Origin of the sequence: Affinundibacterium baiyunense (genome assembly GCF_018139645.1) — a bacterium.
In the GTDB taxonomy this organism is placed as follows: Bacteria; Pseudomonadota; Gammaproteobacteria; order Burkholderiales; family Burkholderiaceae_D; genus Undibacterium; species Undibacterium baiyunense.
Genome location: NZ_JAGSPM010000002.1, coordinates 412262 through 425512 on the forward strand (window position 1 = coordinate 412262; position 13251 = coordinate 425512).

Sequence of the window (13251 nt, forward strand, 5' to 3'; positions counted from 1 at the left end):
TTCATGTTATGAACATAAAGTTTGCATCTACCTTTCGGTACAGCAAAAGAGAATGTTGTGAGAAAAAATATTTTACATACTTGAAATTAAATTGGTAAAAACAATAGAATAGTAGGTGTATATTTTTCACTTTGCACGACTTTAAAACTGTCGAGCTCATATAGAGAGCGAGTTCAAGTATGAGTACAGCAGCACCTATGCAGCATGCACATGCCGATGCGACAAAATCTGTACACGCTCGTGTTCAGCAAGCGGCGACCTATGAAGTGCAACCTGAGCTTGTTGACCAGCGTTTACAAGCGACAAGTCAACGTAAGTTACAAGATATCGCCAACGATAGTGTGCAAACTCGACAGCTTAAAGTGATCGGACAACTGGCGCAAAGCAGTATGCGTAGTCGGCAACTGAAAACCATGAGTGCTATGACCGATGCGTCCGTACTACAAAGGATGGAAGATGAAGAAGCAATTCAAGCGCAGACGCAGGATTTGATAGTTCAACGTAGAGAGACAGAAGCCGCATCTCCAAAGCCCAATAAGACAGGTCTTCCTGATAATTTGAAATCGGGTATTGAATCTTTATCAGGCATGAGCATGGATCATGTGAAAGTTCACTATAACTCTGCGCAACCAGCCCAATTAAATGCGCATGCTTATGCACAAGGTAGTGAGATTCATGTCGCACCTGGGCAAGAGCAGCATTTGCCGCACGAGGCTTGGCATGTGGTACAGCAGGCGCAGGGACGCGTTAAGCCCACGATGCAGATGAAAACTGGGGTGCCAGTGAATGATGATGCGGGTTTGGAAACTGAGGCGGATGTGATGGGGGCGAAAGCCCTAAGCCTTGGTGCTGTACAGATGAGTACAGAGGGTAATCATGACCTCGAGGTGCAAAAGCAGAGATTACAATTGGGAGGCGCGCAACAATATGGTCTTGCGTCTGAGCCGTTGATGCAGCGTAAATCGAAGTTTAAGTCTAACTCACCTCGCGAGCTAAACGCGGCAACACCGCTAGCCTCTCTCCACGCCGCATTTCAAGGATTTTTCAAAAGTGCAGGATTGAGTGAGAGCTACACCTTTCATAGCCTGCAGAAAATTTTGCCTAATGACTCCACCTATTCGGGCTCGTTTTCTCGAGCGGGAGAGGTGGTCGCCTCAATCGACCCAAAATCGAGTTCTAAGGCGGACTCAAAAAATCGAGACAATTCAGTGATCGGTCCATACGGTCATTTTGGAGTGATGGAGCGCGCCATTTTCAATCGACAGAATCTGGGCAATACCTATGATGGTGGCCATCTTGTCGAACATACTTTGATGGAAGGGCAAACAGCAGATGTGCACGGTAATCTTGCGCCGCAAGAGAATAAAAATTTCAACCAGGGCTTGATGCGGGGTTGGGAAAGTGTGCCAGAGCATTTGATGTCACATGGTCATAAGTTCGATTATTCCGTCAAGGTTGAATATCAGGGGGATGATTATGTCCGCACAGGTGAGCAACTTGTTGATGCGGGTGTCATCAATCGTGCGATCCTGAATATGCTCCCCACGAAAGGAAATCAAACAGCTACTGATCTAAAGAACACTAGTGTTACTTTTAGACGTTGGGTGCCAACATTTTGGACTGGAACGGTTGATAAAGGTGGGACAAAGAATATTCCATTGCTCGCCTTTAATAAGGGCGCACATTTTCACAATTTGCAGTCATCGAAGCAAACTGCTCAAGACCTTGTAATTGAACCAAATAGTAGTGCTCAACATACACGGCCAGGAATTAAACGCACAAATTCAGGATTTCTTGCTGGGTATTTTGAAACTGCTACGACATTCGGTGGAACCATGATTCATATGGGACAGCAGCCATCATTTAGTGGCTTTATGTTCCAACCTGAACCGCAAGATCTCCGTGATCAGCCCACCGCCACCACGACACCAAAAGGAATGACACCGTCTGTGTTACCGACGACCAATACCAAAGTGAATTTATTACAAGTGTCGATTCGTATAGGGCGGATGTTCGACGACCTTATGAAGGTGGAGCGAAAAAAAGGTAGTGGCGGACCTGTTAGAAGCAGAAATAAATCTGACGGTCCTATCGATAAAGCCGCTAAAGAGGAATCAAAAGACTATTTGATACTTCGGGGTAACGGTGGGGGGCCGCTTGCAACCAGAGCATTCTTATCAAATGCAGCGAAAGGCGCATCGTTTGTCGCAGCGGTTCAAAATCATATGACTAGTTCGGGTAGCAAAACCAAAGCCGATTTCGCTGACGTGGTGAGGGCGACCAACTTGCCAGTGAAAGAAAAGAATAAAATGCTCAGTTTGGAATTGGATCCTAACTTAAAACTGTGAGGTGCCCAATCCCAAACCCTTAAACTTCACCGTCTGAGTCATTAAAGCAATAGTAAAAGGTCTTGCTGTGTTATGACAATTAACTTGGTTGCAGTAATGCTGATGATTTTAGGTTTCAGCGGATTTGATGAGTTATGCTTACTTACAAAAACATCCCGCCAGAAGCTTCAATACGTTGACCGTTAATCCATTGCGTATCTCGTACCAACAAAGCCGCAGCGACAGCGCCAATATCGTCTGGTAAGCCAGCGCGTCCTAAGGCTGTTTGATTGGCAACGAACTGATTGAGTTGAGCGTTATCTCGTACTGCGCCGTGACCAAAGTCGGTTTCGATAGCACCAGGTGCCAGCACATTGACGCTGATGCCTCGGCCACCAAGTTCTTTTGCCCAATAGCGTGTTAGCACTTCAACTGAGCCTTTCATGGCGGCATATGCGCTGTAGCCAGGTAGAGAGAAGCGAGTTAAACCTGACGACACATTTAAGATGCGGCCACCATCTTCGATGAGAGGTAGCAATTGTTGGGTGAGAAAGAACACGCCTTTCAAATGTACATTCATCAATAAATCGAATTGTGCTTCGGTGAATTCAGCAAACGGTTGGTGCGCACCTATACCCGCATTATTGAGTAACATCGTAAATCGATCAGTATGCCATTGCGTGGTTAGTGCCTCACTTAGACTTTGTATAAAACTAGGAAAGCTGGCGATATTGCCAACGTCCAGTTGTATAGCAACTGCTTTACGTCCTAGTTGCTGGATCTCTTGCACCAGCGCTTGAGCCGCATCTTTTTGTTGTTGGTAGGTGAGTATAATATCGACACCATGTCTTGCCAGATGCAGTGCTGCACTTCTTCCCAAACCGCGGCTACCACCTGTAATCAAAGCGATGCTTGGTGAGGATTCGTCTATTTTCGTCATTCTATTATTTCCTTTCAGTTCTTGTTCTGTCGTCAAAATCAGTTCCACACTCAAGACGAGCATTGGATATTGCGCAGTTTAAATTGATCATTCATGTCGATAAATGGGCTAAATTTGTTTACACTGTTCAGAAAAATCGAACAAAATTAATTCTTTTCGTTTGTGCTGTTGTGATGGGGTTAGTCTGATGAATCAATTAGAAGCAATGCGTATTTATTTGCGGGTGGCTGACTTGTGTAGTTTTACACAAGCGGCAGACAGTTTGAATTTGCCGAAAGCGACGGTGTCAGAAGCAATTAAGCAGCTCGAATCGCAGCTGGGCACGCGGCTACTACAAAGAACGACACGCAGCGTGCAAATGACGCAAGATGGCATGTTGTATTACGACCGCAGCAAAGATTTACTACATGATTTTGCAGAGTTGACGAGTTTGTTTGATTCACAGCAAACACCTTTGAATGGACGTTTGCGGGTTGATTTACCAGTCGCCGCAGCGAGAAACATTGTGATTCCCGCGCTCCCAGAATTCTTAGCACTGCATCCAGGGATAGAGATAGAACTCAGCTGTACCGATCGTCGAGTGGATTTGATTCGAGAAGGCTTTGATTGTGTGATGCGGGTCGGCACTTTGCATGACAGTAGCTTGATTGCCCGCCCTTTGGGTTATTTGGGGCAAGTCAATTTAGCCAGTAAAGCCTATTTAGCGCAGTGGGGAACGCCACGCGAGCTCGATGATTTACAAGCGCACTTTTTGATTCATTATGTGAGTAACTTTGGAAATAAGTCGCTCGGTTTTGAATATCAACAATCTGGCAAGACCCATTACTTGGCGATGAAAGGTGGGATGACTGTGAATAACAGCGACGCCTATCACGCCGCGTGTCAGGCTGGCTTTGGCATTATTCAGGTGCCGCAGTTTGGACAATTACACGCGGCGAGTCTACAAAATTTGGTCTCGATTCTGCCCGACTACCAAGCGCCCTCAATGCCAGTCTCTATCCTCTACCCTGATCGTCGTCATTTGGCGAAACGCACACAGAAATTTATCGAATGGTTGAGTGACAAGCTAAAGCCACATTTGCTGCCTAATTAGAATCGTTCTCGTATTTTAATTTGCACTTTTCGTGTCAACTCAGTTTGAGTTGCGCTCAAATCGTGGTTTTTACATGTTTGTAAAACGATTCAAGTCAATTTACATGCATTGAATTAACTCTTAATCATTCTTTTTCATTAAACTTTGTCTTATATTCAGTATAAATGTGCTGTGATTCTGGGCATAAAAATTGCTCGATTCATATTGAGTTGTGACAAGACTTTTTGCACCAATTGGACGTAGGCAAAAGCTGATACGAAAGGCAACTAGATTTTTCTGATTGCCACTTAAATTATTGTGCCATTTAGTTAGCCAATGTTATTTCGAAAACAAGGATGCATCATGAAAACAAGAATTGCAGCCACATCAAATCATCACGCAGATAGCGCGAGCCAAACAGTTCAAGCGCGCAGACCAGCATTGGCCACTAGTTCCATGTTAGACCAGCGCCAAGTTGTTTCGCGCCAAGCGAATCGACAAGACATGATGAATGCAAGCGTCCAAGCAGCGCAACTTCAAGAACGCAAAGACGCCTTAAATGGGGCAAGCAATATAACGCTTCAGCGAGTCGAAGACGAAGAGCCGGTACAAGGAAAATTTGAAGCTATCCAAAGAGCCGAAGATGAAGAGCTAGTACAAGGAAAGTTTGCGACTTTGCAAAAGGTCGAAGATGAAGAACCTGTGCAAGGTAAATTTGAAATTGCACAAAGAGCCGAAGATGAAGAGTTAGTACAAGGAAAGTTTACGACTTTGCAAAAGGTCGAAGATGAAGAACCTGTGCAAGGTAAATTTGAAATTGCACAAAGAGCCGAAGATGAAGAATTAGTACAAGGAAAGTTCGCGACGGTACAAAAAGTAGAAGAAGAGGAGCCCGTCCAAGGGAAATTTGTTACCGTTCAAAGAGCGGAAGACGAGGAGCTAGTTCAGGAAAAATCACTAACACATACAGCATTACAAAAGAAATCTTCAGCATCTTTAACAAACAATTCCGGTTTGCCTACTCAACTAAAAGCAGGAATAGAAGCACTTTCTGGCATGAATATGGATCATGTTCAAGTGCATTACAACTCAGATCGACCTGCTCAGCTCAACGCGCATGCCTTCGCACAAGGGAATGAGATTCATGTAGCCGCTGGCCAAGAGCAGCATTTGCCGCATGAAGCTTGGCATGTCGTGCAACAGGCGCAGTCGCGCGTCAAGCCAACTATGCAATTAAAGCTCGGGGTGCCGGTGAACGACGATGTGGGGCTGGAAAACGAGGCAGATGTGATGGGTGCGAAAGCATTGCAACTAGGCCAAAGTGATAAGGTAAGTGCTACACCTTTACAAGTGAAATCTGATACCGCTAGCTTAATTCAACGCAAACAAACACGACCTGAGTCAGTCGCTGCGGACTTGTTGCATGCCGAATATAACAATATTTTTAGTGCATGGCGACCATCGTACAACGCGATTGCAACTGGCGGTGGTAGCTATAATTCGAAATTAGCACGCATGACCACAGCCGTTACAAATAATCGAGAAATCACTTATAGACGAATGGCGCATTACCGGATGGAGAATGGCACCGAGATTCCAAGTCTCGCTGGAAGTAGTTCGGAACTTATGTACGTACACCACAATGATGAGATTAAACGAGCAAATCGTAACGGTGAGAAATTACCACATCCTGCCCTAGTTGGCGGAGACCCTGATGTGACAACGGCTGGAACGATCCACGTCAACAATTTAGGTGAGCGTCAAAAATGGGGAAGGACAGTGACCAAGTATGACATCATAGTCACCAATAGCTCTGGCCACTTTCAGCCGGACGACGTGCCGGACGCAACGGTGGATAAAATCAAAACCCACGTTTATGAAAATCAACCAAGTAATACTTGGTACAACGTATATAAACGAGAACGCTGATTCTGATTTCTGCGTACGTCAACATGGCATTTTTCATTGCAGGTTCTAATTTTTCTGAATAGGTGGATGGAATAGAAGTAGCTCACTTTATCTACCTATTTGCAATATTCACGAACTTTAATTCACACGCCGTTACTGTGAATTAAGGTTTCTCTTCATCGACATCAAACTTCCCACCGCAAGCACAATTGCGTAAATCGTTCTACACTATCGCCAGCGCTCTAAACGAACTTTTTTGACGTTAAAAATCCGCGTTTCATCACTCTTCTGAAATATGTTCGGCATGGAAAATCGTTTTTTCAGGCCCACTTTTTGTCGTTTCGTCGCATATCGCTTAAATCAAAAATAGAAATTCGATACAGTGCGAGCCATCAACAGCTAGCCAATTATTTCTGCTGTTACTTTTTAATTCGAGACGATCATGCAAACATCCAAAAGCTCACTTATTACTCTTATTCTCTGCAACGTGATTGCTGCTTCTGCGCAGGCACAGCAGCCCAGCGAAGTTAAAACGCAAGCGCCACAACAAACACAACGTGTTGAAGTGCAAGGTAAATCACAAGAACAATTCGCACGTACAGAAACCGCTTCACGTTCTATCGTGAGCAATGCAGAACTGACGCGTTTTGGCGATAACAATATCGTTGATGCGATGAAGCGCGTGCCAGGCGTACAAGTGACCAACAATAAATTGCACTTGTTAGGAATGGCAGCAGGTTACACACAAATTTTGATTGATGGGGAAGCGCCACGCGGCATTACGATTGAAGATATTCCTTTGAATATGATCGAGCGTGTGGAGATTTATCGCGGTGCGAATGCGCAATTTAGTACACAAGCGATGGCTGGCACGATCAATATCATTTTGAAGAAAGCGGCATCCAATAAGCAGCACAGCATTAAAGCTAGCATTGGTCACATGTTCAAGAACAATGGTGGCGTAGATTGGTTCCATTCAGATAAAAACGGTAACTTGTCGCATACCGTCAGCGTCAGCTTATCAAAAGACCGTATGAGTGCTGGTCAACCAGACGATTCGACCACAAATTATGTGAATGAAAATCTGTTATCCGGTAGCAAGAGCCAATTCCAAAATACGTCTAACAGCAAGCGTAGCGATGAATCTCTGCGTATTTCTCCACGCATTCAATACAAAACTGATTCCAACATCAATCTGACCTCGACTTCGATTGTTGCGCATAACCGTTTTGATTCAGATAGCACTAGCCAGTACAAAAACTTATCGGGGCGTGTATTTGAAATCGGTAAAACGACTTCACAAGATACCAATCGTGGGACCAACTTTGGCAGTAATCTTAAGGCCGTCACAACTTTAGAGAATCAAATTGGTGTTGACGTAACTGCCGGTTTCCAAGCACAAAATTTCATTGCACGCTCTCGCTCACAAAATTATTTGCCTGACGGCACACTGAAATTCAATCGTGACCTCAATACCGATGTGCATGTCATCGTTGGTATGACCAACGGTAAGTTGAATATTCCAACCAATGCCGAACATGATCTGATCATCGGTTGGTCAGGATGGCGTGCGGATGTCGATGTGGATAATAATCAAACCGATAAATTTGTTTCGAATCAAAACCCGATTTATCGTCCACATAGCGCTAATTCGGTTATGGATAATGCCGCATTCTTCGTACAAGATGATTGGAAGTTTAAGAAAAATTCTTCTGTATCACTCGGTTTGCGTTGGGAATCACAAGGCATTCGTACTGAAAACAATGACGGTGAAAAAGTTACTAATCGCGCTAGTGTGTTGAGCCCTGTGATTCAAACCATGTGGCAGCTCGATCCACAAAATACAGAGCGAATTCGTCTTGGCGTATCGCGTACATTTAAAGCACCAGAAGGTACACAACTGTTGATGCCGAAGATCTATGTGATCAACAATTCGATCGAAAGCCCGAACATTGTCGGTAATCCAAATCTGCGTCCAGAACTCTCATGGAGCGTTGATGCAGCGTTTGAACACAATGGTAAAGATGGTCTCAATTACGCCATTCGTGCAAAAGCGCAAGCGATTAAAGATATTCATCGTGAAGTCGTGTTTGAAGCGGACAAATCTTATTGGAAGCAGTTTGTGAACGCAGGCAAGGCACAAAGTCAAAGCTTGGAACTTTCCACGCAATTTCCTTTAAAGCGTTGGATGGATAATGCGCCTGATATGGATTTCTCTGCTAGTTACTCTCATTTCTGGTCAAACGTGAAGGATTTGGCGACACCCTATAATTCACTCACACCGTATGAATATGTCGTTACTTTTGGTGCGAACTATCGTGCAAAAGATATTCCTTTGACTGCTGGTGTCAGTGCAAAAATTCAAGATTCACATTGGCAGCAAATTAGCTTGACCGAGCGTCAATACGTGAAGACACCGAAAAATGTGGATGTGTATGCACTGTGGAAGTTCGACAAACAAAGTCAAATTCGTTTTGCTTTGAATAATTTGTTGGGTGGTTCGGCTTATGATTCCCTCACCTACGCTAGTGTGGGTAATACACGCAGCCAATCAGCACGCGCTGTACCGACAGCACGTAACGTTAGTATGACGTATGAGTATAAGTTTTAATTGATGTAATTTAGATTGAAACGCTGATACTTAAAAGGTACGGCGGATCAAGCAGTGATGTTACTAAGCCTTGCGATAGACGTTTGTTATAAAACGTCTAGTCGTAAGGCTTGATTGCTTTGTGTATCGTCTCTTCAAGGCCGAGGAAACTTCTTTTTGCAAGGCATATTCCAAAAAAGAGTCGCTGCATTTCAATCGTAACTATGTGCAGTGCATCCCTTCCATTTAGCACTCTATCACTCTCCTATTTCTATCATTTTCTTGGCTTGATAAGCTCATCTCACTTTCATCATTGAGGAGACTAGCTATGAAAAAAACCTTGTTGGCTTTGGCATCTTGCGCCAGTTTATTTCACACCGTGGCACAGGCGCAAACCGCTGACTTTGATCCGCGTGCGTGGAAAAAAGATGTGTATGGCAAACCGACCCAAGTATTGGTGTTGGGATCGCCGCATTTGAGTGCGTATGGCGATAAGTTAAATCGCGCAAACTTATCGAGCTTGCTTGATCGATTGGCGCAATTTAAGCCGCAAATTATTACGATTGAAGCTCTATCCGGCGAGCAATGCGAGTTCGTGCGGACTAATGCGTTGACGCATCCAGATGTTTTTAAAGACTATTGTTGGGACCCAGCGCCTGCGCAGAAGGCGATCGGCTTGGGTTTGCAAGAAGCCTTGATTGAAATTCAATCGACCTTAAAAACCTGGTCGCAGCAGCCCAGTACGACACCAAGCCCAGCGGAACGCCGTCGTTTGATCGCGGTTTTCTTAGCCGCAAATGATAGGGCATCCGCCCTAGTGCAATGGTTACGACTAGATGCAAGCGAGCGTAAAGCATCCGATGGCATTGCTGAAAGCATGCTGAAATTTTTAAACCGAGAATCTCCTATCTCGAATGAAAATTTTGAAGTCGCTGCGGTGTTAGCTGCGAGATTAGGCTTAGAACGTGTTTATGCAACAGATGATCATACCGCTGACGATATTACAGATCGGGCAGGACCAAAATATGGCGAAGCTTTGCAAGATATGTGGAGCAAGATTCGTATCCCTGAGAAAAAAGAGTCGCAAGCTTTGGAAGCGAAATTGGATACCGCACAAGGTGTGTTGAACCTGTATCGCTTCTATAACGATCCGGCCAAAGTGCGTGCATTTATCAAAGCAGACTTCGGTGGTGGCATTCGACATGCAACGCCGGAACTGTATGGCCGTCAGTATGTTGCATGGTGGGAGACGCGCAATTTACGGATGGTCGCGAATATTCGCAGCGCATTTGCTAATCAACCGGGCGCGCGTGTGTTAAGCGTGGTTGGCTCTTCCCATAAACCTTATTTCGATGCGTATTTAAACATGATGCATGAAGTACAGTTAGTCGACTCAGCAAAGCTACTTAAATAGTCGCATGGGTTAGAAACCAAGCCAGATCAATTTGCGCTGGCTTGATCAGCAACTTCAATTTAGTACGATGCGCTTTAAAGATTGACGCTATCATTATCCTGAATCGGCTGAGCACGCCGATGACACACTTTCCGTTCTCTTCACCTACTGCGCACACTGCACAGCAAAGTTCACAGATATGCGATTGCCGATAAAAAAACTTGCTATCGTTACGATGTTAAGCTCCTTGCAGGGATGTTTGCTACTAAATAATGTTGACGCCATACCTCACGCAAAAGTGATCAACCCTAAGCAAGATCGCGGGATTGCAATTGTTGGCGTTGCGGTGGAAGGTGTGTGGAACTACCCACGATTTTCTCTTAGTCTTGACGAATACAGTCTTGAGAAGCAAGCAATCACCGGCAATTGCTGGCGTTTTAATAGGATGAGCGCCTCGGTATCGAAGGAGACAAATTCGCTGCAATACTTTGCATTCGATCTCGCCCCCGGCTATTACACGTATAGCCCATTTAATCTGCCAAATCCGCATTCAGAACAAGTACAGGGTTTTCATGTGCCTGCCGGTCAAATCACCTACATCGGCAATTTTATTTATACAGAAAATAAATCGATTGAACTCCGTAGGAATTATCCTGGGATAGAAGCGGAATTGAAACAAGCCTATCCCAACATCAAATCCACAGTAGAGCTCGCAGAGACTGTGTTGGTCAAGCGCCCGCACTTGTTTTTGTGCACGCCATGATGGACTAGCTCGATTGAATTCAACCGTTGAGCTATTTTCTTAAATCAATTCTCTCTCTCGCAAGCGTGAGAGAGTTTTCAATTGAATCGGTACTTTTGTCGATACCAATGAATCGAAGAGAAGGGAGCACAACTGTACGTCAGTTAAATCTACTCACGCGGCAACACCGTATTAATCAACAAAGTCCGCAGCTACTTCAGCCCTAAAGTAAACTGTTGTAGCTTCATTCGAGAATTTTCTTTCTTGGTGAGATTGTTGCGCAGAAGCGTAGATAGAGAGGCGCGCAATAGACGAGATAAACAGCAAATAGGTTCAACTATGGCGACACCTTGTTAGGCAATACCGAGCGCGCCATATCAAACGCCAAACCATAATACGGCCTGTCATTAAATTCAAACTCATCAATCACCGTCATCCCCAGTTTCTTGGTATGCGCATGGTAAGAATGTGGATTGAGGCGATTGATGAAGGTCACGCCAATAGGATAGCGCGCGCACATCCCCAAACGCATAGTCTCAAACAAACGCGGAAAAACGCCCTGCCCACGACACGCCGCATCGATACACACAGGACCATACTGAAAAGAATTCGCCTTACTGATGACACTAAACGGCACACGCTCGCCCAATGTTGACGGTTATGAGTGTGATGTCTGTGCAATCCTAGGCGCGACGATAGGCGTCTGTGCGCTCGCATTGAGAGCGAAGATGAGGCTAATGCCCAAAGTCAAAGAGATGACGCCTATCACGGATAGATAACGATTGGCATAAGGCACAACTTTTTGCGCAAATTGGCGGTGCCAGCGCCACGGCAGAACGAACAAGACCAAGGTGCTGAAGATCAGTGTCCAAGCGAACAATTTGATCGCATTGGTGAATTGCATCGTGGCACTTTGATGCAACAAGGCGAAGCCAACAATCAACCGTAATAACAATTCACAGTAATGAACGACTATGTTCTGCGCAAAGCCGAGCAAGAATCGCGCTGCCAGCGATGGTTTAATCAAGGCAATGAAACCCAGGGCGATAAAATAGGCCGCCACCAACAATATGACGGTCATCGCTAAATAGTGAATGAGACCCATGTGTCGCTTTCAATTCAGTTGAGCAAATAAATTGGTGACAAACTAATATTCACCCCGCACTTTGCCTAAACTTCTGCAAAGAAAAATCAACCATCCCTTCAACACTGCCACGATGCGCAAATTCATCGCGCAATAGGCTGGCGTCACTGCCAGTGTGGGTTGCTTGATAGATGTGGGCTATGGCTTCGCTCGCGCCTAAGCTATCGGCATGTGGTTGGATTTTGCGTAAGGTGGTTAAGATGTCTTCGCGTAGTGGCATTTGTTCATAGGATTTGGGATGGACGATGGTGCCGTCTAGCCCGAAGCGGCATGCTTGAAAACGGTTGTAGTTATAGACTAAATAGTCGTCTTCGGCGGGATTGGGTTCATTGCGTTCTAACAGATATTTGCATAGCGCTTGCAGGTAGCAAGCCAAACCCGCCGCACGTTCTACCGTTAATGGCGTATCGCAGACCCTCAGTTCTATCGTGCCGTATTCGGGTTTAGGGCGAATGTCCCAATAGAAGTCTTTCATACTTTTGACGACGCCGGTGTGCTCCATTTTTTTGAAATAGTGATTTTCAAATTCATCCCATTTCAGAAAAAACGGTGAGCGACCACTTAATGGAAATGCGAATACCGAATTGAGTCGAGCCGAGTTAAACAGGGTGTCATGTCCTTGAACAAAGGGCGATGACGACGACAAGGCGATGAAGTGTGGAACATAGCGATTCAAAGCGTGCAATAGAAATAATGCCTCGTCGCCACTGGTGCAACCGATATGTACGTGTTGTCCAAAAATAGTGAACTGCTTGGTCAAATAACCGTAGAGTGCAGATACTTCTTGAAAGCGCGGTTTCTTGAATATGCGACGATCTGACCAGATTTGAAACGGATGCGTGCCACCACCACCGATGCCAATATTGAGTTTGTCGGCAGCTTGTACCAAGATGTCACGCATCTCTCTTAATTCGCTGAGTAGACCGCTGTGATTGGTTTGCACGCTGGTCGCAATTTCCAACATACTCTCAGTGACTTCGGGTGTGACGACGCCTGGAAAAGCTTTGCGCGATAGTAGTTCCAACATATCTGGGCTGGCAGCTTGTAAATCAAAATCGCTTAAACTGACTAATTGCAGTTCTAGTTCGACACCCATGCTGAGCGCTGCAGATTGTTTAAATTGTTCTAGCGCCAT

Annotated in this window: 10 protein-coding genes; 6 read left to right on the forward strand and 4 right to left on the reverse strand. The window is 45.1% G+C overall.

The window, feature by feature from the left end; translation table 11 throughout:
• Positions 1-179 precede the first annotated feature (179 nt).
• Complete coding sequence (locus tag KDM92_RS18550) at positions 180-2348, forward strand: DNA/RNA non-specific endonuclease (protein ID WP_230408172.1); 2169 nt, start codon at positions 180-182, stop codon at positions 2346-2348.
• Between the two features lie 142 nt (positions 2349-2490).
• Here KDM92_RS18550 and KDM92_RS05015 read toward each other — a convergent pair whose 3' ends face one another.
• A complete protein-coding gene (locus KDM92_RS05015) occupies positions 2491-3267 on the reverse strand; it encodes an SDR family NAD(P)-dependent oxidoreductase (protein ID WP_212683286.1) in 777 nt (258 codons plus the stop codon).
• A gap of 184 nt (positions 3268-3451) precedes the next feature.
• On the opposite strand from KDM92_RS05015, the gene KDM92_RS05020 reads away from it, so the two are divergent.
• From KDM92_RS05020 to KDM92_RS05040, 5 genes are all read left to right on the forward strand, one after another.
• Entirely contained in the window at positions 3452-4360 is a 909-nt protein-coding gene (locus KDM92_RS05020) for a LysR family transcriptional regulator (protein WP_212683420.1), read from the forward strand.
• Positions 4361-4702: 342 nt separating this feature from the next.
• Positions 4703-6268, forward strand: a complete 1566-nt coding sequence (locus tag KDM92_RS05025) for an eCIS core domain-containing protein (protein WP_230408173.1) — start codon at positions 4703-4705, stop codon at positions 6266-6268.
• Between the two features lie 421 nt (positions 6269-6689).
• Positions 6690-8858 (forward strand): TonB-dependent receptor plug domain-containing protein, encoded by a 2169-nt coding sequence (locus tag KDM92_RS05030; RefSeq protein WP_212683287.1) that lies wholly within the window; start codon positions 6690-6692, stop codon positions 8856-8858.
• 307 nt (positions 8859-9165) lie between these two features.
• Entirely contained in the window at positions 9166-10251 is a 1086-nt protein-coding gene (locus KDM92_RS05035; RefSeq protein ID WP_212683288.1) for a DUF5694 domain-containing protein, read from the forward strand.
• A gap of 238 nt (positions 10252-10489) precedes the next feature.
• Complete coding sequence (locus KDM92_RS05040) at positions 10490-10993, forward strand: hypothetical protein (protein ID WP_212683289.1); 504 nt, start codon at positions 10490-10492, stop codon at positions 10991-10993.
• A gap of 316 nt (positions 10994-11309) precedes the next feature.
• Here KDM92_RS05040 and KDM92_RS05045 read toward each other — a convergent pair whose 3' ends face one another.
• Genes KDM92_RS05045 through KDM92_RS05055 form a run of 3 tightly spaced genes read right to left on the reverse strand, consistent with a single transcriptional unit; the run spans position 11310 to position 13251 of the window.
• Entirely contained in the window at positions 11310-11621 is a 312-nt protein-coding gene (locus KDM92_RS05045; RefSeq protein WP_212683290.1) for a hypothetical protein, read from the reverse strand.
• A gap of 9 nt (positions 11622-11630) precedes the next feature.
• Positions 11631-12077: a hypothetical protein gene (locus KDM92_RS05050; protein ID WP_212683291.1), complete on the reverse strand. Its 447-nt coding sequence runs from the start codon at positions 12075-12077 to the stop codon at positions 11631-11633.
• Positions 12078-12126: 49 nt separating this feature from the next.
• A complete protein-coding gene (locus KDM92_RS05055; protein WP_212683292.1) occupies positions 12127-13251 on the reverse strand; it encodes a YbdK family carboxylate-amine ligase in 1125 nt (374 codons plus the stop codon).